Genomic DNA, 24,003 nt, shown 5'->3' with positions numbered 1-24,003 from the left:
AGGTGGTCTTATGTTTCTAAGCGTCATTACTGTCGCTTTTCGTAATTACGAAGGGGTGGTAAAAACCTGGCGCTCGCTGCGCAATCTGGCGCGCGATCCGAGCCTTACCTTTGAGTGGATCGTGGTTGATGGCGGGTCGAACGATGGCACGGCGGAGTTTCTGGAAAAACTCAACGGTGAGTTCAACTTACGCTACATCAGTGAGAAAGATAAAGGCATCTACGATGCGATGAATAAAGGCATTGAGATGGCGAAGGGTCGCTATGCGATCTTCCTGAATTCGGGTGATGTGTTCCACGATGACGTGGCGATGTTTGCCCGACAGCTGGCTCGCCAGAAAGAAGAGGCCATGTTTATTGGCGATGCGCTGCTCGATTTCGGGGATGGACATAAAGTTTGCCGCAGTGCGAAGCCGGGTTGGTATATCTATCACAGTCTACCCGCCAGTCATCAGGCCATTTTCTTTCCGGTAAAAGGTCTGAAAAAACAGCCGTACGACTTGCAGTTTAAAGTGTCATCCGATTATGCGCTGGCAGCCAGTTTATATAAGTCTGGCTACCCGTTCCGTCGAATTAAGGGGCTGGTGTCCGAATTTTCCATGGGCGGTGTATCCACTTCGAACAACCTGGAGTTGTGCCAGGATGCAAAAAACGTACAGCGAAAAATATTGCGCGTGCCGGCCTTCTGGGCAGAACTGTCTTATTTATTACGTCTGAAAACCACAGGTAAAACCAAAGCCTTATATAACAAAGCCTGAAATATAAGGAAACGCAATGCAGGATCTTAAAGGATTCACCGTGCCGAAAGGTTTTCGCGGGGGCAACGGTATTAAGGTGCAGTTGTGGTGGGTCGTTCAGGCAACGTTATTTGCCTGGTCGCCGCAAATACTCTACCGCTGGCGAGCATTCTTATTGCGGCTGTTTGGCGCAAAAATCGGAAAAAACGTAGTTATTCGCCCGTCGGTAAAAATTACCTATCCCTGGAAATTAACGCTTGGGGATTACGCATGGGTAGGGGATGACGCGGTGTTATATACCCTTGGCGAAATTACGATTGGCGCAAATTCGGTGGTTTCACAGAAGTGTTATCTGTGTACCGGCAGCCACGACTTTATGAGTCAGCATTTTGATATTACCGCGTCACCTATTGCGATCGGTGAAAAATGCTGGCTGGCGACAGATGTTTTTGTTGCACCGGGTGTTTCTGTTGGCGATGGCACGGTAGTGGGTGCCCGCAGCAGCGTTTTTAAATCGCTACCGGCAAATAAAGTTTGCCGTGGCAACCCCGCAGTGGTGATACGCGAACGCGTTGAAACTGATTAAATTCATAAGTAGAGGAATAAAACATGTCTAAAGTCGCTCTCATCACCGGCGTTACCGGGCAGGATGGTTCTTACCTGGCAGAGTTACTGCTGGAAAAAGGGTATGAAGTGCACGGTATTAAACGTCGTGCGTCGTCTTTCAACACTGAACGTGTGGATCATATTTATCAGGATCCACACGCGGCGAACCCTAAATTCCACCTGCACTACGGCGACCTGACCGATACCTCCAACCTGACCCGTATTCTGCAGGAAGTGCAGCCAGATGAAGTGTACAACCTGGGCGCGATGAGCCACGTGGCGGTTTCCTTCGAATCCCCGGAATACACCGCTGACGTTGATGCCATGGGCACGCTGCGTCTGCTGGAAGCGATCCGCTTCCTCGGCCTTGAGAAGAAAACCCGCTTCTACCAGGCATCCACCTCCGAACTGTATGGCCTGGTGCAGGAAATTCCGCAGAAAGAGACCACGCCGTTCTACCCGCGTTCTCCGTATGCAGTAGCAAAACTCTACGCCTACTGGATCACCGTGAACTACCGTGAATCCTACGGCATGTATGCCTGTAACGGCATCCTGTTCAACCACGAATCTCCACGCCGCGGCGAAACCTTCGTGACCCGCAAAATCACCCGCGCTATCGCGAACATCGCGCAGGGTCTGGAATCGTGCCTGCACCTCGGCAACATGGACTCCCTGCGTGACTGGGGCCATGCCAAAGACTACGTGAAAATGCAGTGGATGATGCTGCAGCAGGACAAACCAGAAGACTTCGTCATCGCGACCGGCGTGCAGTATTCCGTCCGTCAGTTCGTTGAAATGGCTGCGGCACAGCTGGGCATCAAACTGCGCTTTGAAGGCACCGGCGTGGATGAGAAGGGCATTGTGGTTTCCGTAACTGGCCACGACGCACCGGGCGTGAAGCCAGGCGACGTGATTGTTCAGGTTGACCCGCGTTACTTCCGTCCTGCTGAAGTGGAAACCCTGCTCGGCGACCCAACCAAAGCGCACGAGACCCTGGGCTGGAAACCCGAGACCACTCTGCAGGAGATGGTTTCCGAGATGGTAGCCAAAGATCTTGAAGCAGCGAAAAAACACTCCCTGCTCAAGTCTCATGGCTACGAGGTTGCCATCGCGCTGGAGTCCTGAGAATGACAAAACAACGTATTTTTGTCGCCGGTCATCGCGGAATGGTGGGTTCCGCGATTGTTCGCCAGCTGGAGCAGCGCGGTGACGTTGAAGTCGTTGTCCGCACGCGTGACGAGCTAAACCTGCTCGATAGCCGTGCGGTACAGGACTTCTTTGCAAACGAACGCATTGACCAGGTGTATCTGGCGGCGGCGAAGGTGGGGGGCATTGTCGCTAACAACACCTACCCGGCGGATTTCATCTACGAGAACATGATGATTGAGAGCAACATCATTCACGCGGCGCACCTGCACAACGTGAATAAGCTGTTGTTCCTCGGCTCATCCTGTATCTACCCGAAAATGGCAAAGCAGCCCATCGCCGAAAGCGAACTGCTGCAGGGGACGCTGGAAGCGACCAACGAACCTTACGCCATCGCCAAGATTGCCGGGATCAAGCTGTGCGAGTCTTACAACCGTCAGTATAACCGCGACTATCGCTCGGTGATGCCGACCAACCTGTACGGGCCGCACGACAACTTCCACCCGAGCAACTCGCACGTGATCCCGGCGCTGTTGCGTCGTTTTCACGAGGCGACCGCCGAGAACGCGCCGGATGTGGTGGTGTGGGGCAGCGGCACGCCAATGCGTGAATTCCTGCACGTGGACGACATGGCGGCCGCCAGCATTCACGTGATGGAGCTGGATCGCGAGGTGTGGCAGGAGAACACCGAGCCAATGCTGTCGCACATCAACGTCGGTACCGGCATTGACTGCACCATCCGCGAGCTGGCGCAAACCATCGCGCAGGTGGTGGGCTACAAAGGCCGCGTGGTGTTTGACGCCACCAAACCGGACGGCACGCCGCGCAAACTGCTGGACGTGACCCGTCTGCATCAGTTGGGCTGGTATCACGAGGTGTCACTGGAACAGGGACTGGCCAGTACCTACCAGTGGTTCCTGGAAAACCAGCACCGCTTCCGGGGGTAACGATGTTTTTAAGTCAGGAAGATTTTGCCACGATCGTTCGTTCCACTCCGCTCATCTCAATAGATTTGATTGTGGAGAACGAACGCGGCGAGTTCTTGCTGGGGAAACGAACCAACCGTCCTGCACAGGGCTTCTGGTTCGTGCCCGGCGGGCGCGTGCAGAAGGATGAGATGCTAAGCGATGCGTTTGAGCGTCTCACTCTGGCAGAACTGGGCCTTAAGCTGCCGATGGCGGCGGGCCAGTTTTACGGGGTCTGGCAGCACTTCTATGACGATAACTTTTCGGGCACCGGGTTCAGCACGCACTACATCGTGCTGGGGTTCCGCCTGAAGGTGCATGAGGCAGACCTGCGTCTGCCTGATGCTCAGCATGACGACTACCGCTGGCAGACGCCAGAGGCGTTGCTCGCGAGCGACAACGTCCACGACAACAGTCGGGCGTATTTCCTGGCAGATCGTCAGTCCGGAGTGCCGGGATGTTACACGAAATCATTCAGCCTGAATCAAGGCGGCAAGTCTGGGAATCCCCAGGAGCTTGCTGAAGCAAGTGACTGGGGTGAGCAGACGCAGCCAACGCAGAGTCAGGTTGAAGGATGAAGTGTATGAAAATTTTAGTGTATGGAATCAACTACTCACCGGAGCTAACCGGTATCGGGAAATACACCGGCGAGATGGTCGAGTGGATGGCGAGCCAGGGACATGACGTGCGGGTCATTACCGCGCCGCCGTACTACCCGGAATGGAAAGTGGGCGAGCGTTACTCAAGCTGGCGCTACCGGCGCGAAGAGGGGGCGGCTACCGTCTGGCGCTGCCCGCTGTATGTGCCTAAGCAGCCGTCAACGCTGAAACGCTTGATTCACCTTGGCAGCTTTGCCCTGAGCAGTTTTTTCCCGCTGATGGCGCAACGTCGCTGGAAGCCGGATCGCATCATCGGCGTGGTGCCGACGCTGTTTTGCACGCCAGGCATGCGCCTGCTGGGCAAACTCTCCGGCGCGCGCACCTTGCTGCATATTCAGGATTATGAAGTGGACGCCATGCTTGGCCTGGGGATGGCAGGCAAAAGTAAAGGCGGCAAAGTGGCGAAACTCGCCAGCGCGTTTGAGCGTAGCGGTCTGCATAACGTGGATTATGTCTCGACCATCTCGCGCTCAATGATGAACAAAGCGCAGGAGAAGGGCGTTCCGGCTCAGAAGGTGATCTTCTTCCCCAACTGGTCAGAAGTGGCGCGTTTTCGCGACGTGACTGAAAGTGACGCTCAGGCGCTACGCGCCCAGCTCGGTTTGCCTGATGATCAAAAAATCATTCTTTATTCAGGCAACATCGGTGAAAAGCAGGGGCTGGAGAGCGTGATTGAAGCGGCCCAGTTGCTCAGCAAGCAGCCATGGATGTTTGTGATTGTCGGGCAGGGCGGTGGAAAGGCGCGGCTGGAAAAAATGGCAAGCGAACGCGGCCTGACCAACGTGAAATTCTTCCCGCTTCAGTCCTACGAAGCTCTGCCTGCGCTGCTGAAGATGGGCGATTGCCATCTGGTTGTGCAGAAGCGCGGCGCGGCGGATGCGGTGCTGCCGTCCAAACTGACGAATATTCTGGCAGTGGGTGGCAACGCGGTGATTACAGCAGAAGCCGAAACAGAATTAGGCCAGCTGTGTAACAGCTATCCGGGGATTGCCGTGTGCGTGGAGCCGGAATCGGTCCCGGCGCTGGTCACCGGCATTCAACAGGCACTGGCCATGCCAAAAGTGAATACGGTGGCACGTGAATATGCCGAACGCACGCTCGAAAAAGAGAACGTGTTGAGCCAATTTATTGCAGATATACGGGGATAAATCATGAGTCAAACCACTTTGTATCCGGTTGTGATGGCTGGTGGCTCTGGTAGCCGGTTGTGGCCGCTGTCCCGCGTGCTCTATCCAAAACAGTTCCTCTGCCTGAAAGGGGATCTCACTATGCTGCAGACCACGGTGAACCGTCTGCATGGCGTGGAGTGTGAAAGCCCGGTGGTGATTTGTAACGAGCAGCACCGTTTTATCGTGGCTGAGCAATTGCGCCAGCTGAATAAACTCACCGAAAACATCATTCTGGAGCCGGCCGGTCGTAATACCGCGCCTGCTATCGCTCTGGCAGCACTGGCAGCAAAACGCAGCAGTCCGGATTGCGACCCGCTGATGCTGGTGCTGGCGGCAGACCACGTTATTCAGCAGGAAGAGGCGTTTCGCAATGCAGTGCGTGCGGCCATTCCTTATGCCGAAAGCGGCAAACTGGTGACGTTCGGCATCGTGCCGGATCTCCCGGAAACCGGCTATGGCTACATTCGCCGTGGCAGCGTGACGCCTGGTGAAGGCGACAGCGTGGCGTTTGACGTGGCGCAGTTTGTTGAAAAACCGAATCTGGAAACCGCGCAGGCCTATGTCGCCAGCGGTGAATACTACTGGAACAGCGGGATGTTCCTGTTCCGCGCCGGACGCTATCTGGAAGAACTGGAAAAATATCGCCCGGATATTCTGAACGCCTGCGAAAAGGCGATGGCAGTGGTGGACCCGGATCTCGACTTTATCCGCGTGGATGAAGAGGCTTTCCTCGCCTGCCCGGAAGAGTCTATTGACTATGCGGTGATGGAACGCACGGCTGACGCCGTCGTGGTACCGATGGATGCGGGCTGGAGCGATGTTGGCTCCTGGTCATCGCTTTGGGAGATCAGTGCCCACACCCCGGAGGGAAATGTCCACCATGGTGATGTAATCAGCCATAAGACGGAAAACAGCTACGTTTACGCTGAATCCGGGCTGGTTACCACGGTGGGCGTGAAAGATCTGGTGGTGGTGCAAACGAAAGACGCGGTGTTGATTGCCGACCGTAACGCGGTGCAGGACGTTAAAAAAGTGGTGGAGAAGATTAAGGCCGATGGTCGTCATGAACACCACATTCACCGCGAAGTGTACCGTCCGTGGGGGAAATATGACTCCATCGACGCGGGCGATCGCTATCAGGTGAAACGCATCACCGTGAAACCGGGTGAGGGTCTGTCCGTTCAGATGCACCATCACCGCGCCGAGCACTGGGTGGTGGTGGCAGGTACCGCGAAAGTCACCATTGACGGTGAAGTCAAACTGCTGGGTGAAAACGAGTCCATTTATATTCCGCTGGGGGCGACGCATTGTCTGGAGAACCCCGGGAAAATTCCGCTCGACTTAATTGAAGTGCGTTCTGGCTCATATCTGGAAGAGGACGATATCGTGCGCTTCCAGGACCGCTACGGGCGCGTGTAACACCGTCTTTAACGCCGGATGGCGCTTCGCTTATCCGGCTTACGAATGAATAAAAACAATTTTGCCTGTTAATCGGGCGGGCCGACTGTTGCCTGAAAAAGGGGTCATCATGGAAAAGTTAACCTGTTTTAAAGCCTACGATATTCGCGGCAAGCTGGGCGAAGAGCTGAATGAAGACATCGCGTGGCGCATTGGTCGCGCGTACGGTGAATATTTAAAACCGCAGACCATCGTGTTGGGCGGCGACGTGCGTCTGACCAGTGAGTCCCTGAAGCTGGCGCTGGCGAAAGGGCTGCAGGATGCGGGTGTGGACGTGCTGGATATCGGTCTCTCCGGGACCGAAGAGATTTACTTTGCCACCTTCCACCTGGGCGTGGACGGTGGTATCGAAGTAACGGCCAGCCACAACCCGATGGACTACAACGGCATGAAGCTGGTGCGCAAGGGCGCGCGCCCAATCAGCGGCGACACCGGCCTTCGCGACGTGCAGCGTCTGGCGGAAGCTAACGATTTCCCGCCGGTGAACGACGCGAAGCGCGGCAGCTACAAAAAAATCCATCTGCAAAAAGAGTACATCGACCACCTGCTGGGCTACATCAACGTGGCAAACCTCAAGCCGCTGAAGCTGGTGATTAACTCCGGTAACGGCGCGGCCGGTCCGGTTGTCGATGCCCTGGAAGCCCGCTTTAAGGCGCTGAACGTGCCGGTGACCTTCATCAAAGTGCACAACACCCCGGACGGCAACTTCCCGAACGGTATTCCTAACCCGCTGCTGCCGGAGTGCCGCGACGACACCCGCAACGCGGTGATTGAGCACGGCGCGGACATGGGCATCGCCTTTGACGGCGATTTCGACCGCTGCTTCCTGTTCGACGAGAAAGGGCAGTTCATCGAGGGCTACTACATTGTCGGCCTGCTGGCGGAAGCGTTCCTTGAGAAAAATCCGGGGGCGAAAATCATTCACGACCCGCGTCTCTCCTGGAATACCGTCGATGTGGTGTCCGCGGCAGGCGGCACGCCGGTGATGTCCAAAACCGGCCACGCCTTCATCAAAGAGCGCATGCGCGAAGAAGACGCCATCTACGGCGGCGAGATGAGCGCCCACCACTACTTCCGTGATTTTGCCTACTGCGACAGCGGGATGATCCCATGGCTGCTGGTCACCGAGCTGCTGTGCCTGAAGGGACAGACGCTGGGCGAGCTGGTACGCGACCGTATGGCGGCGTTCCCGGCGAGCGGGGAGATCAACAGCAAGCTGGCGCAGCCGGCCGAGGCCATTGCCCGCGTGGAGCACCACTTTGCCCTGCACGCGCTGGAAATTGACCGCACGGACGGCATCAGCATGGCGTTCCCGCAGTGGCGCTTCAACCTGCGCTCGTCTAACACCGAGCCGGTGGTGCGCCTGAACGTGGAATCCCGTGCGGATACTGCGCTAATGGAAGCACGAACGAAGGACATTCTGGCGCTGTTGAATCAGTAAAAATTGCCCCTCCCCGCGGGAGGGGGAACCGAAAACAGGAACAACGATGACGAATCTAAAAAAACGCGAGCGAGCGAGAACGAATGCATCGTTAATCTCTATGGTGCAGCGTTTTTCTGATATCACCATCATGGTCGGTGGATTATGGGCGGTGTGTCGGATCGGCGGGCTACCGTTCTTATACATGCATCTGCTGATGGCATTGATTGCGCTGGTTGTGTTTCAGATGATCGGCGGGATGACGGATTTCTACCGCTCGTGGCGCGGTGTGAAAATGACCACCGAACTGATGCTGCTGCTGCAGAACTGGACCTTAAGCCTGATCTTCAGCGCGGGTCTGGTGGCGTTTAGCCATGATTTCGATAATCGCCTCGTGACCTATCTGTGCTGGTATCTGCTCACCAGCGTTGGCATGGTGGTCTGCCGTTCCCTGATCCGCTTTGGCGCGGGCTGGCTGCGTAACCGGGGTTATAACCGTCGCTTTGTCGCCGTGGCCGGTGATTTGCCGGTGGGGCAGGTGCTGCTCGACAGCTTCCGCAAAGAGCCGTGGTTAGGTTTTGAAGTGGTCGGGATTTATCACGAACCTAAGCCTGGCGGCGTGCCTGCGGGCTGGGCCGGCAATTATGACCAGCTTATCGACGATGCGAAAGCCGGCAAAATTCACAACGTCTACATTGCCATGCAGATGAAAGACGAATCCCGCATTAAGAAACTGATGCGTGAACTGGCGGATACCACCTGTTCGGTGATCCTGATCCCGGACGTCTTTACCTTCAACATTCTTCACTCCCGTATTGAAGAGGTGAACGGTGTGCCGGTCGTACCGCTGTACGACACGCCGCTGTCGGGTATTAACCGCGTGCTAAAGCGCCTGGAAGATATCGTGCTCTCTTCGCTGATTTTGCTGCTGATCTCTCCGGTGCTGTGCTGCATAGCGCTGGCGGTAAAGCTGAGCTCTCCGGGGCCGGTCATCTTCCGCCAAACCCGCTACGGTATGGACGGTAAGCCGATCATGGTGTGGAAATTCCGCTCCATGAAGGTGATGGAGAATGACAAGGTGGTGACGCAGGCAACGCAGAACGATCCGCGCGTCACCCGCGTGGGTAACTTCCTGCGCCGTACCTCACTTGATGAGCTGCCGCAGTTTATCAATGTGTTCACCGGTGGGATGTCGATTGTTGGCCCGCGTCCGCATGCGGTGGCGCATAACGAACAGTACCGCTCGCTGATTGAAGGTTACATGCTGCGCCATAAAGTGAAGCCAGGTATTACCGGCTGGGCGCAGATCAACGGCTGGCGCGGAGAAACCGACACGCTGGAAAAAATGGAAAAACGCGTTGAGTTTGACCTGGAGTACATCCGCGAATGGAGTCTCTGGTTCGATATCAAGATCGTCTTTCTGACCATCTTCAAAGGTTTCGTGAACAAAGCGGCGTACTAAGATGAGCTTACGTGAAAAAACCATCAGCGGCGCCAAGTGGTCAGCGATGGCGACCATCGTCATTATTGGCCTCGGCCTGGTGCAGATGACCGTTCTGGCGCGCATTATTGATAATCACCAGTTCGGTCTGCTGACCGTTTCGCTGGTGATTATCGCCCTGGCCGATACGCTGTCTGACTTTGGTATCGCCAACTCGATTATCCAGCGCAAAGAAATCAGCCATCTTGAACTGACCACGCTCTACTGGCTGAACGTGGGGCTGGGGATTTTCGTGTTTGTGCTGGTGTTCCTGCTGAGCGACACCATCGCCAGCGTGCTGCATAACCCGGATCTCGCCCCGCTGATGCGTACGCTGTCGTTTGCCTTTGTAGTGATCCCGCACGGGCAGCAGTTCCGCGCGCTGATGCAAAAAGAGCTGGAGTTCAACAAGATCGGCATGATCGAGACCAGTGCCGTACTGGCGGGCTTTACCTTCACCGTGGTGAGCGCCCATTTCTGGCCGCTGGCGATGACCGCCATTCTGGGGTATCTGGTTAACTCTGCCGTACGTACGCTGCTGTTCGGTTATTTTGGCCGCAAGATCTACCGTCCGGGGCTGCATTTCTCTCTCGCTTCCGTTTCGTCCAACCTGCGCTTTGGCGCATGGCTGACGGCAGATAGCATCATCAACTACGTCAACACCAACCTCTCAACGCTGGTGCTGGCACGTATTCTGGGCGCAAGCGTGGCGGGGGGCTACAACCTGGCCTATAACGTCGCGGTGGTGCCGCCGATGAAGCTGAACCCGATAATCACCCGCGTGCTGTTCCCGGCGTTCGCCAAGATCCAGGATGACACCGAGAAGCTGCGCGTCAACTTCTACAAGCTGCTTTCCGTGGTGGGGATCATTAACTTCCCGGTGCTGCTGGGGCTGATGGTGGTGTCCAGCAACTTCGTGCCGCTGGTGTTTGGCGAGAAATGGAACGGCATCATCCCGATCCTGCAGCTGCTGTGCGTGGTGGGGCTGCTGCGCTCCGTAGGGAACCCGATTGGGTCCCTGCTGATGGCAAAAGCGCGCGTGGATATCAGCTTTAAGTTCAACGTGTTCAAAACCTTCCTGTTTATCCCGGCGATTATTGTTGGCGGACATATGGCGGGGGCCATCGGCGTCACGCTGGGCTTCCTGCTGGTGCAGATCGTCAACACCGTGCTGAGCTACTTCATCATGATCAAGCCGGTGCTGGGCTCCAGCTACCGTCAGTACATCCTGAGCCTGTGGCTGCCGTTCTATCTCTCATTGCCAACCCTGGCGGTGAGCTACGGTCTGGGTGTGCTCCTCAATGGTCATCTGTCGCTGGCCGCGCTGCTGGCGGTGCAGGTAGTGGCGGGTGTGCTGGCATTCGGCGTGATGATTGTGCTTTCACGCAATGCGCTGGTGGTAGAGATGAAGCGCCAGTTTTGCCGTAACGAAAAAATGAAAACGCTGCTTCGCGCAGGCTAGTTATTTAAGAGGCCATTATGAAATTATTAATTCTTGGCAACCATACCTGCGGCAACCGTGGCGACAGCGCCATCCTGCGCGGTTTACTGGATGCGATTAACACCCTTAAGCCTGAGACCGAAGTGGATGTGATGAGCCGTTATCCGGTGAGTTCATCCTGGCTACTGAACCGCCCGGTAATGGGTGACCCGCTTTACAGCCAGATGAAACAGCATAACAACGCCGCGGGCGTGATGGGGCGCGTGAAGAAAGTCCTGCGCCGTCGCTACCAGCATCAGGTGCTGCTTTCCCGCGTGACCGATACCGGCAAGCTGCGCAACATCGCTATTGCGCAGGGCTTTACCGATTTCGTCCGTCTGCTGTCGGGTTACGACGCCATTATCCAGGTCGGCGGCTCGTTCTTCGTCGATCTCTACGGCGTGCCGCAGTTTGAGCATGCGCTGTGTACGTTCATGGCGAAAAAGCCGCTGTTTATGATTGGTCACAGCGTCGGGCCCTTCCAGGACCCGCAGTTTAACCAGCTGGCAAACTATGTCTTCGGCCACTGCGATGCCCTGATCCTGCGCGAGTCGGTCAGCCTTGAGATGATGAAGCGCAGCGAGATCGACACCTCAAAAGTTGAGCACGGCGTGGACACGGCCTGGCTGGTGGATCACCAGGACGACAGCTTCCAGCCAAGCTACGCGGTGCAGCACTGGCTCGACGTGGCTGCGAAACAGAAAACCGTCGCAATAACCCTGCGCGAGCTGGCGCCTTTTGATAAACGTTTAGGCACGACGCAGGCGGCATATGAGAAAGCCTTCGCCGACGTGGTGAACCGTGTGCTGGACAGCGGTTACCAGGTACTGGCGCTTTCCACCTGCACCGGTATCGACAGCTACAACAAAGATGACCGCATGGTGGCGCTGAATCTGCGCAGCCTGGTTAATGACCCGTCCCGCTATCACGTGGTGATGGATGAACTGAACGATCTTGAGATGGGCAAGCTGCTCTCTGCCTGCGATCTGACGGTGGGCACGCGCCTGCACTCGGCCATTATTTCCATGAACTTTGGCACGCCGGCCATTGCCATTAACTATGAGCACAAGTCTGCAGGGATTATGCAGCAGCTTGGAATGCCGGAAATGGCCGTGGATATTCGTCATCTGCTGGATGGTTCGCTCGGTGCGATGGTGGGGGACACCCTGGGTCAGTTACCTGTCATCAATGAACGCCTGGCCGTGGCGGTGAAAGCCGAGCGCGAGAAGGGCATTGGGATGGTGAAATCGGTGCTTGACCGCGTCCGGGAGGGGAAATGAAGGTTGGTTTCTTCTTACTGAAATTTCCGCTGTCGTCTGAAACGTTTGTCCTGAACCAAATCACCGCGTTTATCGATATGGGATATGACGTGGAGATTATCGCCCTGCAAAAGGGCGATACCAAAAACACCCATGCGGCCTATACCCAGTATGGGCTGGAGGCGAAAACCCGCTGGCTGCAGGATGAGCCGTCCGGGAAGCTGAATAAGCTACGCCACCGCGCCAGCCAGACTTTACGTGGATTCCATCGCGCATCGACATGGCGGGCGCTGAATGTTTCCCGCTATGGGTCCGAATCTCGCAATCTGATCCTGTCGGCCATCTGCGGACAAACGGCGCAGCCGTATCGTGCGGATGTGTTTATCGCCCACTTTGGCCCGGCGGGCGTCACCGCCGCGAAGCTGCGCGAGCTGGGCGTGATTGACGGTAAAATTGCGACCATTTTCCACGGTATCGACATTTCCAGCCGCGAAGTTTTGAACCACTACACGCCGGAGTATCAGCAGCTTTTCCGACGCGGTGACATGATGCTGCCCATCAGCGACCTGTGGGCCGGGCGCCTGAAAAATATGGGCTGTCCGGGGGAGAAAATTACCGTTTCTCGTATGGGCGTGGATTTAACGCGCTTTACCCGCCGTCCGGTGAAGGTGCCGGGTAAACCGCTGCAGATCATTTCTGTTGCGCGTTTGACGGAGAAGAAAGGTCTGCATGTGGCTATCGAAGCCTGCCGGCAGCTGAAAGCGCGTGGGGTGGATTTCCACTATCGCATTCTCGGCATTGGACCGTGGGAGCGTCGACTGCGCACGCTGATTGAACAGTATCAACTGGAAGACGTCATCGAGATGCCGGGCTTCAAGCCAAGCCACGAGGTGAAGGCCATGCTTGATGAGGCGGATGTGTTCCTGCTGCCCTCGGTAACGGGCGCTGATGGCGATATGGAAGGTATTCCGGTGGCGCTGATGGAGGCGATGGCCGTCGGTATTCCGGTGGTTTCTACGCTGCACAGCGGGATCCCGGAGCTGATTAAGTCTGACCATTCCGGCTGGCTGGTGCCGGAGAATAATGCTATGGCGCTGGCCGATCGATTAGCGGCATTTAGCGACATCGACCAGCAGGCGCTGGAGCCTGTGCTCCACAATGCCCGACAAAAAGTTGAAACCGATTTTAACCAGCAGGTGATTAATCGCCAGTTAGCGAGCCTGCTGCAAACGCTGTAACGCCGAGGTTGTATGCTGAAAAAGATTACCCGACGCACCTTTGTCTCTTCTCTGTCCGTTCTGGCGGCCACGCCGCTGTTGTCGTCCCGCATTGCGCGGGCGGCAAGCGGAAAGACGGTCTCTGTTAATCAGTACAATAACAACGACTGGATTGCCGCCTTTAAGCAGGCGTTTAACGACGGTGATACGGTCGTTGTACCTGCGGGACTCACCTGCGAAAACATCAATACGGGCATTTTCATTCCCGATGGTAAAACGCTGCTGATCCGCGGGGCATTAACCGGCAACGGCCGCGGCCGCTTTGTGTTGCAGGAAGGCAGCAAAGTGATAGGTGAAGGTGCGGGCCGCACGGAGAACATTACGCTCGACGTTCGCGGCTCTGACTGCGTTATCAAAGGGCTGGCCATGAGCGGGTTTGGCCCGGTGACGCAGATCTACATCGGCGGCAAGAAACCGAGCGTAATGCGCAATTTGCTGATTGATAACATCAGCGTCAGTCAGGCCAACTACGCCATCTTGCGCCAGGGTTTCCATAATCAGGTGGACGGTGCCCGAATCACCAACAGCAAATTTAGCCACCTGCAGGGTGATGCGATCGAGTGGAACGTGGCCATCAATGACCGCAATATCCTGATTTCCGACCATGTCATCGACAACATTAACTGCACTAACGGCAAGATCAACTGGGGCATCGGCATTGGCCTTGCCGGGAGCACTTATGATAATGACTATCCGGAAAAACAAACCGTCAAGAACTTCGTGGTGGCAAACATCACGGGCAGCAACTGTCGTCAGCTAGTGCACGTTGAAAACGGAAAACATTTTGTTATCCGCAATATTAAGGCCAAAAACATAACCCCTGACTTCAGTAAAAAGGCGGGAATAGACAACGCCACCGTCGCTATTTATGGTTGTGATAATTTCATTATTGATAATGTCGATATGGTCAATAGTGCCGGTATGTTAATCGGTTACGGGGTGATAAAAGGCGATTATTTGTCCATTCCGCAGAACTTCAAACTCAACAATATTCGTCTGGATAATCGGCAACTGGCGTATAAGCTGCGCGGAGTACAAATTTCATCCGGTAACGCGACGTCTTTTGTGGCGATTACCAACGTTGAGATGCAGCGCGCTACCCTGGAACTGCACAATAAGCCACAGCATCTTTTCTTACGAAATATCAATGTTATGCAGGAAGCTGCCGTGGGGCCTGCCCTGAAGATTAATTTCGATCTGCGTAAAGATGTACGCGGTAAGTTTATGGCTAAAGACGAGACGCTGCTGTCGCTGGCGAACATCAAAGCGGTTAATGAGAAGGGACAAAGCTCGGTGGATATTGACCGGGTGGATCAGCAGGTTGTGAATGTGGAAAGGCTTAATTTTGCGCTTCCGCACAGATAATAGACAATCGTCGGTTTTGGGACTATTCCTGGCATAAAAGCGTGATCGAATCAGATTACAACTACAGAAATTTGTGGGGCTAAGGCGTAACATTGCCTGAGGATTACGGCAAAACATGCTGGCGAAAACAGGTTTAAGAGCTATAATTCGTCAACCATTTTAAGGTGGAAGAAATAATGATTAATTTGAAAGCAGTCATTCCGGTAGCAGGCTTGGGCATGCATATGCTGCCAGCCACAAAAGCCATTCCTAAAGAGATGCTGCCGATCGTCGACAAGCCTATGATTCAGTACATTGTCGACGAGATTGTTGCTGCAGGGATCAAAGAAATCGTCCTGGTTACCCACTCGTCCAAGAATGCGGTAGAAAACCACTTCGACACCTCTTACGAACTCGAAGCGTTGCTTGAGCAGCGCGTCAAACGCCAACTGCTGGCGGAAGTACAGTCTATTTGCCCACCTGGCGTGACTATCATGAACGTGCGCCAGGCGCAGCCGCTGGGTCTGGGTCACTCTATTCTGTGTGCTCGTCCGGTTGTGGGTGACAATCCGTTTATCGTTGTGCTTCCGGACATTATTATCGATACCGCTTCTGCCGATCCGCTGCGTTACAACCTGGCGGCAATGGTGGCACGTTTCAATGAAACGGGCCGTAGCCAGGTGCTGGCAAAACGCATGAAGGGCGACCTCTCCGAGTACTCCGTTATTCAGACGAAAGAGCCGCTGGAGACGGAAGGGCAGGTGAGCCGCATCGTTGAATTCATCGAAAAACCGGATCAGCCACAGACCCTGGATTCCGACCTGATGGCGGTTGGCCGTTACGTACTGAACGCTGATATCTGGGCGGAACTGGAAAAAACCGAGCCAGGCGCCTGGGACCGTATTCAGTTGACCGACGCGATTGCCGAGCTGGCGAAGAAGCAGTCTGTGGATGCGATGCTGATGACGGGTGACAGCTACGACTGCGGGAAGAAAATGGGGTATATGCAGGCGTTCGTGAACTATGGGCTGCGTAACCTGAAGGAAGGGGCGAAGTTCAGAAGCCGGATTGAGAAGCTGCTGGCGAACGACTGATATTTCTGCCCAGGCTTGAACAAGCGGCAGTCATTATTTTGGTGTGTTGATATCAAACCAAAATGATGACTGCCGTTTTTTTGTTATTAATTTAAGAATTACATAGTGTTATCTGATTTAACTCTCGGCAGCTTTGTAGCGATTTGTGCTTGTTTCTGAGGTCGTTTAGGACGACAATTAACGCCAGTTTTTTTGTCTGTATCCAGACAAATCAAATCATTTAATCAGACATCGCTCAGTGCACTGGTAGCTGTTAAGCCAGGGGCGGTAGCGTGCTCATTTTTTTTTGAAACCGCCAATAAATACTCAGGTTTCAGAGCGCCAGTATCCAGACATATACATTAGACGGAACAGATAACGTGAAAATTCTTGTGACGGGCGGGGCCGGCTTTATCGGCTCAGCGGTTGTACGACATATTATTAAAAATACCCAGGACGACGTCGTCAATGTTGATAAGCTGACCTATGCCGGCAACCTTGAGTCGCTTAGTGAAGTCAGCGACAGCGGCCGATATGTTTTTGAACATGCAGATATTTGTGACAAAGACGCCATGGATCGCATTTTCGCAAAGCATAAGCCTGATGCGGTTATGCACCTGGCCGCTGAAAGTCATGTCGATCGTTCCATTACCGGCCCGGCAGCATTTATCGAAACCAATATCGTCGGCACGTATGTGCTTCTGGAAGCCGCTCGTGCGTACTGGTCTACTCTGGATGAGACGGCCAGGAAAACCTTCCGTTTCCATCACATCTCTACCGACGAAGTGTATGGTGATTTGCCGCATCCTGATGAGTATCCTGCATCACCTGAGCTGCCACTCTTCACTGAGACCACGGCTTATGCACCTAGCAGCCCGTATTCAGCGTCGAAAGCCTCCAGCGACCATCTGGTTCGCGCCTGGCTGCGTACCTACGGTTTCCCGACCATTGTTACTAACTGTTCCAATAACTACGGCCCGTACCATTTCCCGGAAAAACTGATCCCGCTGGTTATCCTGAATGCGCTGGACGGTAAAGCACTGCCTATTTACGGCAAGGGTGACCAGATTCGCGACTGGCTGTATGTAGAAGATCATGCCCGCGCACTCTACACCGTTGTCACTCAAGGGAAACCTGGGGAAACGTATAACATTGGCGGACATAACGAGAAGCAGAACCTGGACGTAGTGCATACGATTTGCGATCTGCTGGATGAGATTGTGCCAAAAGAGGGCTCGTATCGCGATCAGATTACGTATGTTGCTGACCGTCCGGGTCATGACCGTCGCTATGCGATTGATGCGCATAAAATTGGCGTTGAACTGGGCTGGAAGCCTGAGGAGACGTTCGAAAGCGGAATTCGTAAGACGGTGGAATGGTATCTGAGCAATCAGAACTGGGTTAACAACGTGAAAAGTGGTGCCTATAAAAGCTGGATCGAACAGAACTACGGGGAACGTTAATTATGAATATTCTTCTGTTCGGTAAAACAGGGCAGGTAGGGTGGGAACTCCAGCGTGCGCTTGCTCCATTAGGTAATTTGATTGCGGTAGATGTTCATTCAGAACAGTATTGCGGGGACTTTAGCAATCCGGAAGGGATCGCTGAAACCGTTCGTGCAATTAAACCCGATGTCATTGTTAATGCGGCGGCACATACAGCAGTCGATAAGGCTGAATCGGAGCCGGATTTTGCCAGACTCCTCAATGCAACAAGCGTTGAAGCGATAGCCAAAGAAGCCGCTAAAATAGATGCATGGGTTGTTCACTATTCTACCGACTATGTATTTCCCGGCAACGGTGAAACGGCATGGCGTGAAACGGATGCAACTGCTCCGCTGAATGTATACGGTGAGACAAAGCTTGAAGGTGAAAAGGCATTGCAGGCGCATTGTCCTAAGCATCTTATTTTCCGCACCAGTTGGGTATATGCGGGTAAGGGCAACAATTTCGCTAGAACGATGTTGCGTCTGGCAAAAGAGCGTCAGGAACTCTCCGTAATCAACGATCAAGTTGGTGCCCCTACGGGCGCTGAGTTATTAGCAGACTGTACAGCGCATGCTATTCGTGTCGCAACGATGAAGCCCGAAGTGGCGGGGCTCTACCATCTGGTCGCGTCAAATACGACGACCTGGTATGACTATGCGGCACTGGTGTTTGATGAGGCCAGAAAAGCGGGTGTGGAGTTGGCTATTGAAAAACTTAATGCAGTTCCAACATCGGCTTACCCAACGCCTGCACGTCGACCGCATAATTCACGCTTGAACACAGAGAAGTTTCAGGCGAACTTTGGGCTTGTACTGCCTTCCTGGGATATTGGCGTAAAACGGATGCTCACTGAGCTTTTTACGACTCAATCAATTTAATGAGATAAATGCCTTTATATGGGCATTTGGTTTTTATAGAGAATTAATGATGGCTACGCGTAAAGGTATTATTCTTGCCGGTGGTTCTGGCACTCGTCTGTACCCTGTGACCATGGCGGTAAGTAAACAACTACTGCCAATTTATGACAAACCAATGATTTATTATCCGCTGTCAACACTAATGCTGGCAGGGATAAAAGACATACTTATTATCAGCACTCCACAGGACACACCACGTTTTGAACAATTGCTCGGTGACGGTAGCCAGTGGGGACTCAACCTGCAATATAAAGTCCAGCCAAGTCCAGACGGTCTTGCACAGGCATTTATCATCGGTGAAGAGTTTATCGGCGATGACAGCTGCGCTTTGGTGTTAGGAGATAATATTTTCTACGGTCATGATCTACCTAAGCAACTTGAAACTGCAGTAAATAAAAATGATGGTGCTACGGTATTTGCCTATCATGTTAACGATCCCGAGCGCTATGGTGTGGTGGAGTTTGATGAGAGCGGCACCGCAATAAGTCTGGAAGAGAAGCCGTTAGAACCGAAGAGTAACTACGCCGTTACGGGTCTGTATTTCTATGATAACGACGTAGTTGAAATGGCAAAAAATCTGAAGCCGTCTGCACGTGGTGAGTTAGAAATTACAGATATTAACCGTATTTATCTTGAGCAGGGACGCCTGTCTGTCGCGATGATGGGGCGTGGGTACGCGTGGCTGGATACGGGGACTCATCAGAGTCTGATAGAAGCAAGTAATTTTATTGCGACAATTGAAGAGCGTCAGGGATTGAAGGTTTCGTGTCCTGAAGAGATTGCATTTCGTAAAGGTTTTATTGATGCGGAGCAAGTTAATCGCTTAGCGCAGCCATTATCTAAAAATGCTTACGGTCAATATCTTTTAAAAATTGGGAAAGGACTCTAAAATGAATGTTATTAGAACAAGTATTCCAGATGTGCTTATTTTAGAACCCAAGATTTTTAGTGATGAGCGTGGGTTTTTTATGGAGAGTTACCATCAGGAAAAATTTATTAAGATTATTGGACGGGAGATAGAATTTGTTCAAGATAACCACTCAAAATCAGCAAAAGGAGTATTAAGGGGGCTTCACTTTCAGAAAGGTGATGATTCACAAGGTAAGCTAATACGCTGTATAAGAGGTGCAATTTTCGATGTTGCAGTAGATCTTCGTATTAACTCAAGAACATTTGGAAAATGGGTCGGAGAATACATTTCTGCTGAGAATAAAAAACAAATTTGGATACCAGAAGGTTTTGCACATGGTTTCTTAGTCATGAATGATGAGTCAGAAATAGTTTATAAAGCTTCATCTTTTTATAACCCTAATGCAGAAGAAACAATTAAATGGAACGATGAGGACTTGAATATTAACTGGCCAGAGCAACCATCATCATTATCATTAAAAGACCAAAATGGTATCTCATTAGAAAAATACTTAAGCGAGTGTAAAAATGAAAAATAAAATCCCAGTCACGCAACCACATTTGCCCGAATTGAAAGAATTCTATCCATATCTTGAAAAAATTTGGGATAACAAATGGCTAACTAATAATGGACCATTCCACCAACAACTTGAACAAGAGTTATGTAATTATTTAGGTGTGAAATATATTTCATTATTTACAAATGCGACAATTGCACTTGTTACAGCACTACAAGCATTGCGAATTAAAGGTGAAGTAATTACTACACCTTATTCATTTGTTGCAACATCTCATTCCATTTTATGGAATAACTTAAAACCTGTTTTTGTTGATATTGAAATGGATGGGTTTAATATAGATCCGAAAAAAATTGAGGAGGCGATAACACCTCAGACAACAGCTATAATGCCAGTCCATTGCTACGGATACCCTTCAAAAATTGAAGAAATTCAAAAGATTGCTGATAATTACGGATTAAAAGTTATTTACGATGCAGCACATGCATTTGGGATAAACTATAAAGATGAAAGTATTCTTCAGTGCGGGGATCTTTCAATACTTAGCTTCCATGCCACAAAAGTATTTAATACTTTTGAAGGTGGGGCAATTGTTTCACCGGACGCTAAAACAAAGGAAAGGATAGATCGTCTTAAAAATTTTGGATTTGTCGATGAGTTAACAGTTACAGCTCCGGGCATAAACGGTAAAATGAGTGAGGTGAATGCTGCGTTTGGCCTTTTACAACTAAAACATGTGGATAGTGCAATCAAATCCAGAGAAGTTATAGATACTGCTTACAGACAAGATTTGAAAGAATTCCCGCATTTATCGTTGCCAGAAAAAAGTAGCGTAAGTAATAGCAATTACTCATATTTTCCTGTGTTAGTTGAAGAATCAAATAAATTTAGCCGTGATGGGCTTTATGATTATCTAAAAAATCATAGCATTCTATCAAGAAAATATTTTTACCCTTTGATAAGTAATATGCCAATGTATCGAGGTTATGAGTCATCCTCGATTGAAAGATTACCTAATGCAAATCTGACTGCAGAAAAAGTATTATGCCTTCCAATTTTCGCTGCAATGACAGAAGAACAGTATTCCTATATAATCGATACTATCAGAGGGTATTTCTATGGCATTCATGACTGAAGTGCAATTAAAAGAAATGGGTTTTAATTCTCTTGGAAGTAATGTTTTATTATCAACGAAAGCATCGTTTTATAATACATCAAAAATATCTTTTGGTAATAATGTCAGAGTTGATGACTTTTGCATTCTATCTGCAGGTGAAAATGGCATCTCTGTCGGGAACTATGTTCATATAGCTGCATATTCATCTTTGATAGGTGCTGAACACATTAAGCTTGAAGATTTCAGTGGATTATCCTCTAGAGTGTCAATCTACTCAAGTAGTGATGATTATTCTGGAAATTGGATGACAAATCCAATGGTGCCTAATGAATTCACAAATGTCATATCCAAACCCGTAGTGATCTGTAAACACGTAATTATTGGTTGTGGCAGTGTGGTACTTCCAGGTGTGGTAATAAATGAAGGAACCGCGATAGCTGCACAATCATTAGTAAAGAAAACCTGTGAACCATTTAGTATTTATCATGGGAATCCAGCTAAAAGAATAATGGCAAGGAAAATGGGAGTAAAAGAATTTGAGCAAAAAATATTGAAAGAATTTAAAACACATGTCTAAAATAAAAAAAAATATTTTTGCGAATTACTTCGGTGTAATAGTAACAACAGCTTTATCGTTTCTTGTTGTTCCATTTTATCTTAAATTGCTCGGTCAAGATGCTTTTGGATTAGTCGGTATTGCTTCATTAATCCAGGGATGGGTTATGCTGTTAAATTCTGGTCTAGCTCCAGTAACTGGTAGAGAAGCAGCAAAAGCCTATTCCGGAGGTGGAGACTGGAAAATCGCAGCATCTTTTTTCCGCACCGTCGATATATTTCTCATTTCGCTTTCATGCATCGTTGCTATCATTTTTGTTATAATAAGTAAGCCATTATCCTTAATGTGGATAAAAAGTAATACACTTGATACTTCAACAATTGCGATAGCGCTATGTTTATTGGTAATAATGACATTATTCAGATTATTAACCAGTGTAACGAGAGGAATATTAATTAATGTTGATATGCAGGTATGGTTAAATAATAATTTGATTATATTCAGCATGCTTAGATTTGCTGCAAGCATACCTTTATTACATTTGTATCCAAGTGTGAATTTCCTTTTTGCTTGGTGGTTAATTATTTCTATCGTTGAGTATGTAATTACTCAGCAAAAAGTGTGGGGTCTAGTCCCGGTTAAATTAACATTATTTACATTCAATTCTAACTTGCTTAAAGAACAGTGGAGGATAATAGCAGCTCTGGCGTCAACCAGTTTGATTTGGGTACTTATAACAAACATGGATAAGTTAATATTATCAACTTATCTAACCCTTGAGAACTATGGTTTTTATAGTATAAGTACACTACTATCAAGCGGCATTATAATCCTGGCTCAGCCTATTGCTCAAGCTTTTCAGCCCAGGATGACCAGTTCATTCTCAGTCGATGGATTAATTAAAGCAGAGAAAATATTAGAGAACGCAACTCGATGGGTTGTTTGTCTTATTTTTCCTGTTGCTATGATATTATGTTTTTATCCACTGCAAGTTATATATATATGGACAGGGAATCTTGATGCATCATCCCAGGCTGGTAATCTTCTTCCTGGTTACACCTTTGGAAATATTTTTATAGCTTTAGGTTCATTATTATATGCATTTCAGGTTTCTGTTGGAGTTGTAAGAAAACACTTGCAAGGGAATATATTACTTTGCGCGATCTACCTTCCATTGTTGCCAATAGTTGTCACAAAGTATGGAGCTCTGGGGGTTTCAATGCTTTGGGCTATAATTAATATATCTTATTTTATATTTTGGAACCTTCATTTATTAAGTAAAATAACGCTAACTTTATATCCAAAATGGATTTTCCGGGATTGTTTATTACCTCTTCTTTTTAACATAACAATTGCGTATATTGTGCAATCCACTTTCCCATTGTCAGTTTTTGATTCGCGTATCAAACTCGTTGCAGAGTTATTTTTCTTGAGTTCATTGTTCTTTATATTAAATTTTGTATATATTCGATTAATTCAGAGTAGGTTCTCCTGATGAACAAATATGCACCAATTGCGGTCTATACTTATAATAGATTTGAACATTTTCGTCAGACTATTACTGCACTAGAAAAAAATATTATCGCAAAAGAATCTACAATTTATATAGTTTCAGATGCCGCTGCTTCTGAAAAAGACGAGGAGAACGTAAAGAAAATTAGGGAGTTCTCAAAGAAAATAAAAGGGTTTTTGTCAGTTGAATTAGTTTTTAGACAGGGGAACCTGGGTCCAGCGAAAAGCATATTTGGAGCCGAGCGTGAGATAATTGATCTTCACGGTAAAATTATCTCAATGGAAGATGATAACTTAACATCTTCTAATTTTTTGAGTTTCATGAACTCTGGTCTGGAGTATTTCAAAGATGAGCCTTCTGTATATTCCATTTGTGGATATTGCCCTCCTGTCGATTTAACACCAAATTTAAATAGTGATATATGGTTTTATCCATGGAATATTTCTTGGGGTTATGCTACATGGAAACATAAGTACGATTTGTTGAACCCATTAATTAATAACTATGAACAATTAAAAGAAAATGGGATCTTGAAAAAAATAAATAGAATGGGGGGCTTATATATTACTGACTCCCTAAAAAGAGATTATAAAAAACAGGCTCATTTCCCTGACGCTGTACTTTGTAGCAATATGACCAGACTTGATATGGTGTCTGTATTACCGATGAAATCAAAAGTATTAAATATTGGGAACGACGGCTCTGGAACAAGTAGAGGCGTAAATACTGATAAATATAATGTAGAGCTTGATGATGGTGGTAAATTAGAATTCTCTTTTGAATGTAATAAAATTATTTCAATGTCGAACACAAAAAAAATTGCAAAATTTTATAACGGGAAAAAAATAACACAGATAGCGAGATATCTTGGCATTTATCAACATCTCTTACAGTTAAAACAATTTTATAAATGA

21 protein-coding genes and 1 pseudogene are annotated in these 24,003 nt (G+C 50.1%); all 22 read left to right on the top strand.

The annotated features are described in order from the left end of the window. Nucleotides 1-10: 10 nt before the first annotated feature. A complete protein-coding gene (wcaE, locus tag ACJ9Y9_RS15600; protein WP_028016372.1) occupies nt 11-757 on the top strand; it encodes a colanic acid biosynthesis glycosyltransferase WcaE in 747 nt (248 codons plus the stop codon). Nucleotides 758-773: 16 nt separating this feature from the next. Continuing rightward, complete coding sequence (gene wcaF / locus ACJ9Y9_RS15595) at nt 774-1,322, top strand: colanic acid biosynthesis acetyltransferase WcaF (RefSeq protein WP_028016373.1); 549 nt, start codon at nt 774-776, stop codon at nt 1,320-1,322. 23 nt (nt 1,323-1,345) lie between these two features. Further along, complete coding sequence (gene gmd, locus ACJ9Y9_RS15590; RefSeq protein WP_028016374.1) at nt 1,346-2,467, top strand: GDP-mannose 4,6-dehydratase; 1,122 nt, start codon at nt 1,346-1,348, stop codon at nt 2,465-2,467. 2 nt (nt 2,468-2,469) lie between these two features. Further along, a complete protein-coding gene (locus ACJ9Y9_RS15585; RefSeq protein WP_028016375.1) occupies nt 2,470-3,435 on the top strand; it encodes a GDP-L-fucose synthase in 966 nt (321 codons plus the stop codon). Between the two features lie 2 nt (nt 3,436-3,437). Then, a pseudogene (locus ACJ9Y9_RS15580) lies at nt 3,438-3,911 on the top strand (GDP-mannose mannosyl hydrolase); the annotation flags it as partial. Nucleotides 3,912-4,036: 125 nt separating this feature from the next. Continuing rightward, entirely contained in the window at nt 4,037-5,260 is a 1,224-nt protein-coding gene (wcaI, locus tag ACJ9Y9_RS15575) for a colanic acid biosynthesis fucosyltransferase WcaI (RefSeq protein ID WP_028016377.1), read from the top strand. A 3-nt stretch (nt 5,261-5,263) separates the two neighbouring features. Then, on the top strand, nt 5,264-6,700 hold the full coding sequence (cpsB, locus tag ACJ9Y9_RS15570) for a mannose-1-phosphate guanyltransferase (RefSeq protein ID WP_028016378.1): 1,437 nt from the start codon (nt 5,264-5,266) through the stop codon (nt 6,698-6,700). Between the two features lie 109 nt (nt 6,701-6,809). Further along, nucleotides 6,810-8,180: a colanic acid biosynthesis phosphomannomutase CpsG gene (gene cpsG, locus ACJ9Y9_RS15565; protein ID WP_231079185.1), complete on the top strand. Its 1,371-nt coding sequence runs from the start codon at nt 6,810-6,812 to the stop codon at nt 8,178-8,180. A gap of 46 nt (nt 8,181-8,226) precedes the next feature. After that, complete coding sequence (gene wcaJ, locus ACJ9Y9_RS15560; protein WP_028018512.1) at nt 8,227-9,621, top strand: undecaprenyl-phosphate glucose phosphotransferase; 1,395 nt, start codon at nt 8,227-8,229, stop codon at nt 9,619-9,621. Nucleotide 9,622: 1 nt separating this feature from the next. Next, on the top strand, nt 9,623-11,101 hold the full coding sequence (gene wzxC / locus ACJ9Y9_RS15555; protein WP_028018513.1) for a colanic acid undecaprenyl disphosphate flippase WzxC: 1,479 nt from the start codon (nt 9,623-9,625) through the stop codon (nt 11,099-11,101). A gap of 17 nt (nt 11,102-11,118) precedes the next feature. Next, a complete protein-coding gene (gene wcaK, locus ACJ9Y9_RS15550; RefSeq protein ID WP_028018514.1) occupies nt 11,119-12,399 on the top strand; it encodes a colanic acid biosynthesis pyruvyl transferase WcaK in 1,281 nt (426 codons plus the stop codon). Continuing rightward, the gene (wcaL, locus tag ACJ9Y9_RS15545) at nt 12,396-13,616 is read left to right on the top strand and encodes a colanic acid biosynthesis glycosyltransferase WcaL (protein ID WP_028018515.1); all 1,221 of its coding nucleotides are present in this window, start codon (nt 12,396-12,398) and stop codon (nt 13,614-13,616) included. The genes wcaK and wcaL overlap by 4 nt, the downstream gene beginning before the upstream one ends. A 12-nt stretch (nt 13,617-13,628) precedes the next feature. Continuing rightward, on the top strand, nt 13,629-15,020 hold the full coding sequence (gene wcaM, locus ACJ9Y9_RS15540; RefSeq protein ID WP_028018516.1) for a colanic acid biosynthesis protein WcaM: 1,392 nt from the start codon (nt 13,629-13,631) through the stop codon (nt 15,018-15,020). Nucleotides 15,021-15,196: 176 nt separating this feature from the next. Next, on the top strand, nt 15,197-16,093 hold the full coding sequence (gene galF, locus ACJ9Y9_RS15535; protein WP_017383282.1) for a GalU regulator GalF: 897 nt from the start codon (nt 15,197-15,199) through the stop codon (nt 16,091-16,093). A 359-nt stretch (nt 16,094-16,452) separates the two neighbouring features. Next, nucleotides 16,453-17,535 (top strand): dTDP-glucose 4,6-dehydratase, encoded by a 1,083-nt coding sequence (rfbB, locus tag ACJ9Y9_RS15530; RefSeq protein WP_028018517.1) that lies wholly within the window; start codon nt 16,453-16,455, stop codon nt 17,533-17,535. A gap of 2 nt (nt 17,536-17,537) precedes the next feature. Beyond that, nucleotides 17,538-18,437, top strand: a complete 900-nt coding sequence (gene rfbD, locus ACJ9Y9_RS15525) for a dTDP-4-dehydrorhamnose reductase (RefSeq protein ID WP_028018518.1) — start codon at nt 17,538-17,540, stop codon at nt 18,435-18,437. A gap of 49 nt (nt 18,438-18,486) precedes the next feature. Then, nucleotides 18,487-19,365 (top strand): glucose-1-phosphate thymidylyltransferase RfbA, encoded by an 879-nt coding sequence (gene rfbA / locus ACJ9Y9_RS15520; protein ID WP_028018519.1) that lies wholly within the window; start codon nt 18,487-18,489, stop codon nt 19,363-19,365. A 1-nt stretch (nt 19,366) separates the two neighbouring features. Further along, nucleotides 19,367-19,924: a dTDP-4-dehydrorhamnose 3,5-epimerase gene (gene rfbC, locus ACJ9Y9_RS15515; RefSeq protein ID WP_028018520.1), complete on the top strand. Its 558-nt coding sequence runs from the start codon at nt 19,367-19,369 to the stop codon at nt 19,922-19,924. Continuing rightward, nucleotides 19,914-21,038, top strand: coding sequence for a dTDP-4-amino-4,6-dideoxy-D-glucose aminotransferase VioA (vioA, locus tag ACJ9Y9_RS15510; RefSeq protein ID WP_028018521.1), 1,125 nt, complete (start codon nt 19,914-19,916; stop codon nt 21,036-21,038). Before rfbC ends, vioA begins: the two co-directional genes overlap by 11 nt. Next, complete coding sequence (locus ACJ9Y9_RS15505; protein WP_028018529.1) at nt 21,022-21,597, top strand: acyltransferase; 576 nt, start codon at nt 21,022-21,024, stop codon at nt 21,595-21,597. Before vioA ends, ACJ9Y9_RS15505 begins: the two co-directional genes overlap by 17 nt. Then, nucleotides 21,590-23,071 carry a lipopolysaccharide biosynthesis protein gene (locus tag ACJ9Y9_RS15500; protein ID WP_028018522.1) on the top strand — a complete coding sequence of 494 codons (1,482 nt, stop codon included), beginning with the start codon at nt 21,590-21,592 and terminating at the stop codon, nt 23,069-23,071. The genes ACJ9Y9_RS15505 and ACJ9Y9_RS15500 overlap by 8 nt, the downstream gene beginning before the upstream one ends. After that, nucleotides 23,071-24,003: a hypothetical protein gene (locus ACJ9Y9_RS15495; RefSeq protein WP_028018523.1), complete on the top strand. Its 933-nt coding sequence runs from the start codon at nt 23,071-23,073 to the stop codon at nt 24,001-24,003. The genes ACJ9Y9_RS15500 and ACJ9Y9_RS15495 overlap by 1 nt, the downstream gene beginning before the upstream one ends.

This window comes from Enterobacter sp. CPE_E1241, from assembly GCF_045618265.1.
Taxonomy (GTDB): domain Bacteria; phylum Pseudomonadota; class Gammaproteobacteria; order Enterobacterales; family Enterobacteriaceae; genus Enterobacter; species Enterobacter adelaidei.
The sequence above is the reverse complement of the archived record's forward strand: the minus strand, read 5'-3'. Positions and strand labels throughout refer to the sequence as shown.

What these genes read in the sequence shown, in the direction of transcription:
- rfbC (WP_028018520.1), top strand. Translation starts at nt 19,367, where the DNA reads ATGAATGTTATTAGAACAAGTATTCCAGATGTGCTTATTTTAGAACCC.
- cpsB (WP_028016378.1), top strand. Translation starts at nt 5,264, where the DNA reads ATGAGTCAAACCACTTTGTATCCGGTTGTGATGGCTGGTGGCTCTGGT.
- ACJ9Y9_RS15585 (WP_028016375.1), top strand. Translation starts at nt 2,470, where the DNA reads ATGACAAAACAACGTATTTTTGTCGCCGGTCATCGCGGAATGGTGGGT.
- vioA (WP_028018521.1), top strand. Translation starts at nt 19,914, where the DNA reads ATGAAAAATAAAATCCCAGTCACGCAACCACATTTGCCCGAATTGAAA.
- cpsG (WP_231079185.1), top strand. Translation starts at nt 6,810, where the DNA reads ATGGAAAAGTTAACCTGTTTTAAAGCCTACGATATTCGCGGCAAGCTG.
- wcaE (WP_028016372.1), top strand. Translation starts at nt 11, where the DNA reads ATGTTTCTAAGCGTCATTACTGTCGCTTTTCGTAATTACGAAGGGGTG.
- ACJ9Y9_RS15500 (WP_028018522.1), top strand. Translation starts at nt 21,590, where the DNA reads ATGTCTAAAATAAAAAAAAATATTTTTGCGAATTACTTCGGTGTAATA.
- wcaJ (WP_028018512.1), top strand. Translation starts at nt 8,227, where the DNA reads ATGACGAATCTAAAAAAACGCGAGCGAGCGAGAACGAATGCATCGTTA.
- galF (WP_017383282.1), top strand. Translation starts at nt 15,197, where the DNA reads ATGATTAATTTGAAAGCAGTCATTCCGGTAGCAGGCTTGGGCATGCAT.
- rfbD (WP_028018518.1), top strand. Translation starts at nt 17,538, where the DNA reads ATGAATATTCTTCTGTTCGGTAAAACAGGGCAGGTAGGGTGGGAACTC.
- wcaK (WP_028018514.1), top strand. Translation starts at nt 11,119, where the DNA reads ATGAAATTATTAATTCTTGGCAACCATACCTGCGGCAACCGTGGCGAC.
- wcaF (WP_028016373.1), top strand. Translation starts at nt 774, where the DNA reads ATGCAGGATCTTAAAGGATTCACCGTGCCGAAAGGTTTTCGCGGGGGC.
- wzxC (WP_028018513.1), top strand. Translation starts at nt 9,623, where the DNA reads ATGAGCTTACGTGAAAAAACCATCAGCGGCGCCAAGTGGTCAGCGATG.
- wcaM (WP_028018516.1), top strand. Translation starts at nt 13,629, where the DNA reads ATGCTGAAAAAGATTACCCGACGCACCTTTGTCTCTTCTCTGTCCGTT.
- gmd (WP_028016374.1), top strand. Translation starts at nt 1,346, where the DNA reads ATGTCTAAAGTCGCTCTCATCACCGGCGTTACCGGGCAGGATGGTTCT.
- rfbA (WP_028018519.1), top strand. Translation starts at nt 18,487, where the DNA reads ATGGCTACGCGTAAAGGTATTATTCTTGCCGGTGGTTCTGGCACTCGT.
- wcaL (WP_028018515.1), top strand. Translation starts at nt 12,396, where the DNA reads ATGAAGGTTGGTTTCTTCTTACTGAAATTTCCGCTGTCGTCTGAAACG.
- ACJ9Y9_RS15505 (WP_028018529.1), top strand. Translation starts at nt 21,022, where the DNA reads ATGGCATTCATGACTGAAGTGCAATTAAAAGAAATGGGTTTTAATTCT.
- ACJ9Y9_RS15495 (WP_028018523.1), top strand. Translation starts at nt 23,071, where the DNA reads ATGAACAAATATGCACCAATTGCGGTCTATACTTATAATAGATTTGAA.
- wcaI (WP_028016377.1), top strand. Translation starts at nt 4,037, where the DNA reads ATGAAAATTTTAGTGTATGGAATCAACTACTCACCGGAGCTAACCGGT.